Consider the following 5357-nt stretch of genomic DNA (forward strand, 5'->3'; position numbering starts at 1 on the left):
TCTCCCTGGGGAGGTGTCACGTCGGTAACAGGGAGGGAGCCGGCAGAGAGCGGGGAGGCGTGGACTGCCGACATATGAGATGCGGGGTTGGTCGCCTCCGCGGGGGTTTCGAAGCGGAGCGTTGCGAGGCCGAGCGCCGAGCAGAGTGCCGCGCTACCGATCATGACCGGGACGAGCGAAGCCCTCCGCATACCGATACTTTCGGCTGCCCCCGCGACCGGGCACATCGGGGAACCTACCGATGGGGAGGAGGGCGATGGCAGGCCACCGTTCGCGAGAGACGGCCGAGCTTCCACCGCCGGTTGGCCTACGTGTGGTCGTCGTTTCGAGGGCGTTGGAGACGGCGTTCGACCGGGCGCGGGGGCTCGAACTGATTGGCTATCGTGTCCAGGCCTTCGGGGAGCCGGGCGCGGCCGTGGCCGCGGTCGAGGGGAGCCAGGCGGACGCCATCGTGGTCGACTTGGGCCGAGATGTGGGGACGCCCTCGGAGGTAGTGGCGAGGATACGGCGAGTGACCAACGTGCCGATCATCGCAGTTGGGTGCACTGGTTCGACGGCGGAGATGCTGCGCTGCTTCGAGGCGGGTGCCGACGACTATTGCCGGCCCTTCTGTAGTACCGACGAGATCGACTTGCGGCTGCGAGCATTGCTGCGGCGCATCGGGATGGCGAATGGTGGCGGAGAGGGAGAGCGGCACGGTGAGGGGGATATTCGGCGGGTACGGGTGGGCGCGATCGAGATCGACCCTGCATCGCAGACCGTGTGGAAGAACGGTGAAGAGATCCCACTTTCCCCGACGGAATATCGGCTTCTCTGGACGTTGGCGGAACACGCCGGCGAGGTTGTGCCCTCGAAGGCGCTGATCGCTCGGGTATGGGGGAATCAGTACACCGAGGAGACGCATTACCTACGGCTCTACATTCGATATCTGCGGCAGAAGCTGGAGGACGACCCCAGCCGTCCGGTGTACATCGTCAATCGCTGGGGCGCCGGGTATGCGCTGGAGGAGCCGAAGCGGGCCGCGCTCGCGGTGTAGGGAGCGTTCGACGAGTTGGCGTAGAATCGGGCCCACCCCTGCATACTTGGAGGTAGCATGGCCCGAACCGCCCACGAGATCCTGCGCACTTCGCTCAAGTCGATGCACGAGCTGCTCGACAAGGCCGTCGCGGGGATGACCGCTGAACAACTCAACTTCCGCCCGCAAGAGGGCGGTGTGAGCGCTTTCTTCAGCCTTTGGCACTATGTGCGGACGGAAGACAACATCATCAATTGGGTCGCCCAACAGAAGCCGACAGTGTGGCTGGAGGGAAACTACCACGAATACTTCGGGCTGCCGCGGACCAGCCAGGGCACGGGGATGACGGCCGAGGAAGCGAACGCCGTCCGCATCAGCGATGTGGCGAAGTGGCACGAGTACCAGCGGAGGGTATGGGAGGCGACCGACCGGTATCTCGCCGGGATGTCGGCGGAGGAGTTCGACGCGCGGAAGGTGACGATCAAGCCGCTCGGGGAGATGTCGCTCTGGGACGGGATTTACGGGGTCTGCCTGAGCCACGGCTACCGGCATGTTGGCGAAATCGAGTACGTGCGCGGCGTTCAGGGGTTGGGTGGTCTGACCATCTGAGGCCTGTCCAGGTTTCAGGACAGCGGAAGGTCGACACCGAGAACGACGACTTCGCCGATTGGAACGAAACCGAGGCGGCGGTAGAGGGGCTGGGCGACCAGCGTCGACAGGAGGGCGACCGGCCGGTTGGGCGGTGCGAGGACTGCTTCGATCGCAGCGGTGGTCATTTCCGTTCCTAGGCCTTGCCCGCGGACTGACGGGTGGACGTAGAGGCTGTGGAGGGTCGCGAGCTCGCCGTGGAGCATGGCCGCGATGCGGGCGACCGGCCGGCCTTGGAGCGTGCCGACGAAGAGGAGGACACGAGGGTCTTCGCTTGCAGCTTCGACGATGCTGGCGACGAGCGGCTCGCCGCCGAACTCGTGGGCATCGATGGCGCAGAAGTCGCTGACGTCGGCTAGGGTAGCGGCGATACGGACGTCGAGCTTCCTCGGGCTGGACACGGGCAAGGGGCGTTCGAGGAGCATGACGAGCTGGCGCTCCTTGAAGTGGAGGCCGAGCGTCATGGCTGCTGCCATCAGCGCGGAGGGGGCATGGGAGGGGATATCGATGCGGAAGTTGATGCCGCGCGCGGAGAACCAGGTAGCGAGCTCGCGAAGGGCGGCGATGCCAGAGGCGGCCCCGGGGCCAGGGAGCGCGACATTGGCAGCAGAGACGCCGAGGCCGGCGTCGATGCAGGTGAATCCGGCGAGCTCGGTGACTTCGCCGAGGGTTGGGTGGCTGCCGAGGCGCACGGTGGCATCGCGCATGGCGGCGGCGATGGCCGGGGCGAGGGGATGGGACTTGCGCATGGGGGCATCGTACGCGGTGCGAGCGAGGTTGGCGCGCGGGCCGGATAATGAACCGTAGCAGCCGAGGAGGAAACCAGCCGTTGGACCAGCCGAGCCAGGAATCGATCGACAAGATGTGGGCGTACGCGACGAAGTTCGCTGAGAAGTCCGGAACGCACTTTCATCCGGATCGGTACATCACGGAGGGGGTGATTCTCGGGTTGGCCGCAAACCTTGACCAATACGGCCGCCCGCTCTGTCCGTGCAACTTCTACCCAACGAAGGATGAGAACGGGAACTGGCCAGAGGGGCTTTACCTCCCGAAGGACGAAGAGGTGAAGCGGCGGACCTGGATTTGCGCGTGCGACGAAATGCAAATTTACAAGTACTGCCATTGCCTCCTATTCGTGACCGAGGAGGGGCTGCCCATCACGGAGTACCTGCCGGAGGACCACGAGGGGCGAGAGATTTACGGGCTGGTGAAGGACCCAACGCCCGACAAGGGCCGGGCGTTGGGTCGGGTGCTGGAACGCCAGAAGGCGGACAAGGCGACGGAGTAGGAGAGACGGCGACGGTGGGCGCTCCAGGCGCTCTAGAGGTGTTGACTGACGCCCCCGTCGATGTGAAAGACCTGACCGGAGATATAGCCAGCGGCATCGGAAGCGAGGAGAACGGCGAGGGCGCCGAGTTCATCAGCTCGCCCGAAACGGCGCATGGGGATGAAGCGCATGAGGAGGTTGGCGCCGATTTCGTCGGGGCCGCGGCCTGGCGTCCATTCCATCCAGCCGGTGGAGATGCAGTTCGAGGTGAAACCGCGGGGAGCGAGCTCCTGGCTGAGCGCGGTTGAAAGGCCGACGACGCTGGATTTGACGGCGGTGTAGGCAGTGAGCCCCTCGACGCCACGTTCGGCGAAGATGGAGGTGACGAAGATGAGGCGGCCCGGGCCTTGGCCTTCGGGGAATTCCCGGACGAAGCTGCGCGCCGTATAGAAGGCCCCGTTCTGGTTGACTGCCTGGAGCCGAGCGAATTCGGTATCGGTGACCTTTTCGAACGGTTTAGCGAGGGGAAGGTCGGCGTTGTAGACGAGGATGGTTGGCCGACCGAACTCCTTTCCGAGTTGCTTCATATTGACCTGGACGTTGGTCGGGAGGGTGACATCCCAACCCTGGGCGAAGGACCGGCGCCCGGTCTCGGTGATGGTGCGAGCGATGCGCTTGGCTTCGAGCATTTCGTTGCCGTCGGTGGTGGCGGAGGCCACGGCGACGTCGGCCCCGGCTTCGGCGAAGGCGAGGGCGAGGGCGCGGCCGGCTGGGTTTGCGCAGCCGACGACGAGCGCTTTCTTTCCGGAGAGGTCGAACCCCGGCTTTCGTTCCCAATCAGCCATGGTGCACCTCCGCCGGTTCACGAACGACCCACCCAGTAGGAGCGATGCCGCCGGCGAGGCCTCCGCCATCGATGACGAAGGACTCGCCAGTGATGTAGCTGGAGGCGTCGGAGCAGAGGAAGACGGCGAGGGGGCCGAGCTCCCACGCCTCGCCGAGGCGGCGGACGGTGACGAACCGGCCGCGTTGGGCGCGGAGGGCCGCTTCTTCTTCGGATTGGGCGGGGGATTGGGCGATGAATCCGGGGATGATGCAGTTGACGCGGATATTCTCGCCGACCAGCTGGGCGGCCATGCTCTTGGTGAGCGAGATGACGCCAGCCTTTGCGGCGGCGTAGGCGATGGACTGGGGAGATGAACGGAGGGCGGTTCCGCTCGCGACGTTGACGATGACGCCACCGGTCCCCTGCTTCAAGAGTTGGCGGGCAGCCGCCCGCGAGCAGTAGAAGGTGCTGTAGAGGTTGACCTCGATGGTGTCCTGCCAATCGGCATCGTCGAGGTCTTGGATGCGGCTGCCGGCGCCCCGACGGTCACCGATTCCGGCGTTGTTGAGCATGACATCGAGGCGGCCGAAATGCTCGACGGTGCGCTGGACGAGGGCATCGCACTGTTCGCGGACGCGAACGTCGGTGGGGACGATAAGCGGTTCGCGCCCACTGGCTGCGTGGATTTCGGCGGCTGCTTCTTCGAGCTGGGCACGGGTTCGGCTCGCGATGCAGACGTCGGCGCCGGCTTCGGCGAGGGCGATGGCCATGGCCTTGCCGAGGCCGCGACCTCCGCCGGTGACGATCGCCACTTTTCGTGGCGGGCCATCGAGCCGGAGACGTTCGAGGACCATGGAGACCTCCGGAGGGTTGGTGGCTGCATGATACGGGCCGCCAATGGGTGAGGTTCAGGCGATTCGGATGGCACCGATGGCCAGGGTGACGATGGCCACGGCGTAGCGATAGAGGACGAAGACGAGCAGAGAACGGGTTCGGACCCAACGGAGGAGGAAGTGAATGGCAACGAAGCCTACGACAGCGGAGGTAGCGAAGCCGACGGCCATATCTCGTGCCTCCGGGCCGGAGAGGGACGCGAGGTCGGCCGACTTGAGCAACAAGGCACCGACGAAGGCTGGGGTGCCGAGGAGGAACGCGAATCGGACGGCGTCTTCGCGGCGCAAACCGCGGGCGAGGCCGACCGTGACGGTGGCGCCCGAGCGGGAGACGCCTGGGATGAGGGCGAAGGCCTGGCCGATGCCGATGGCCACGGCGTCGACGAGCCCGATCGAGGCGATGGTGCGGCGATTGGCGGCGAGGCGGTCAGCGGCGAGCATGATGGTCCCCATGGTGGCGAGCATGATGGCGACGAGCCACGGCTGGCGGACGTTGGCCTCGATCCAGTTGTCGAACAGGAGCCCTACGACTGCGGCGGGGACGGACCCGAGTGCGAGGAGCCAGAGTAGCCGGGTATCGGTGCGCCAGGCGGCGATCCGCGTGCGATACCGTAGGAGGTCGGAGATTCCAGTCCGGAACATGACATACCAATCGCGCCAGAAGTAGGCCAGGAGCGCGAGGAGCGTGCCGCCGTGGAGGCCGACATC

Annotated in this window: 8 protein-coding genes; 3 read left to right on the top strand and 5 right to left on the bottom strand. The window is 65.9% G+C overall.

Going from position 1 to position 5357, the window contains the following annotated elements; translation table 11 throughout:
• A partial coding sequence (locus VAE53_RS12980) for a hypothetical protein (protein ID WP_322819797.1) occupies positions 1–191 on the bottom strand: 191 nt, incomplete at its 3' end.
• A gap of 65 nt (positions 192–256) precedes the next feature.
• On the opposite strand from VAE53_RS12980, the gene VAE53_RS12985 reads away from it, so the two are divergent.
• Together VAE53_RS12985 and VAE53_RS12990 are read left to right on the top strand one after the other, a co-directional pair.
• Positions 257–1036, top strand: coding sequence for a response regulator transcription factor (locus VAE53_RS12985; RefSeq protein WP_322819798.1), 780 nt, complete (start codon positions 257–259; stop codon positions 1034–1036).
• Positions 1037–1093: 57 nt separating this feature from the next.
• Positions 1094–1624: a DinB family protein gene (locus tag VAE53_RS12990; protein WP_322819799.1), complete on the top strand. Its 531-nt coding sequence runs from the start codon at positions 1094–1096 to the stop codon at positions 1622–1624.
• Between the two features lie 14 nt (positions 1625–1638).
• Here the strand turns inward: VAE53_RS12990 and VAE53_RS12995 are convergent, their stop codons facing one another.
• A complete protein-coding gene (locus tag VAE53_RS12995) occupies positions 1639–2412 on the bottom strand; it encodes a GNAT family N-acetyltransferase (RefSeq protein WP_322819800.1) in 774 nt (257 codons plus the stop codon).
• A gap of 80 nt (positions 2413–2492) precedes the next feature.
• Between VAE53_RS12995 and VAE53_RS13000 the strand changes: the two genes are divergently transcribed.
• Complete coding sequence (locus VAE53_RS13000) at positions 2493–2951, top strand: ferredoxin-thioredoxin reductase catalytic domain-containing protein (protein ID WP_322819801.1); 459 nt, start codon at positions 2493–2495, stop codon at positions 2949–2951.
• A gap of 32 nt (positions 2952–2983) precedes the next feature.
• Here the strand turns inward: VAE53_RS13000 and VAE53_RS13005 are convergent, their stop codons facing one another.
• The 3 genes from VAE53_RS13005 to VAE53_RS13015 form a co-directional block, all read right to left on the bottom strand.
• A complete protein-coding gene (locus VAE53_RS13005; protein WP_322819802.1) occupies positions 2984–3775 on the bottom strand; it encodes an SDR family oxidoreductase in 792 nt (263 codons plus the stop codon).
• Complete coding sequence (locus VAE53_RS13010; protein WP_322819803.1) at positions 3768–4610, bottom strand: SDR family oxidoreductase; 843 nt, start codon at positions 4608–4610, stop codon at positions 3768–3770. Before VAE53_RS13010 ends, VAE53_RS13005 begins: the two co-directional genes overlap by 8 nt.
• A 54-nt stretch (positions 4611–4664) precedes the next feature.
• On the bottom strand, positions 4665–5357 hold a 693-nt coding region (locus VAE53_RS13015), incomplete at its 5' end, for an undecaprenyl-diphosphate phosphatase (RefSeq protein ID WP_322819804.1).

The organism is Tepidiforma sp., from assembly GCF_034432735.1.
Taxonomy (GTDB): Bacteria; Chloroflexota; Dehalococcoidia; order Tepidiformales; family Tepidiformaceae; genus Tepidiforma.

Coding starts and splice junctions, on each gene's coding strand:
- VAE53_RS12985 (WP_322819798.1), top strand. CDS start 257: ATGGCAGGCCACCGTTCGCGAGAGACGGCCGAGCTTCCACCGCCGGTT.
- VAE53_RS12990 (WP_322819799.1), top strand. CDS start 1,094: ATGGCCCGAACCGCCCACGAGATCCTGCGCACTTCGCTCAAGTCGATG.
- VAE53_RS12995 (WP_322819800.1), bottom strand. CDS start 2,412: ATGCGCAAGTCCCATCCCCTCGCCCCGGCCATCGCCGCCGCCATGCGC.
- VAE53_RS13005 (WP_322819802.1), bottom strand. CDS start 3,775: ATGGCTGATTGGGAACGAAAGCCGGGGTTCGACCTCTCCGGAAAGAAA.
- VAE53_RS13010 (WP_322819803.1), bottom strand. CDS start 4,610: ATGGTCCTCGAACGTCTCCGGCTCGATGGCCCGCCACGAAAAGTGGCG.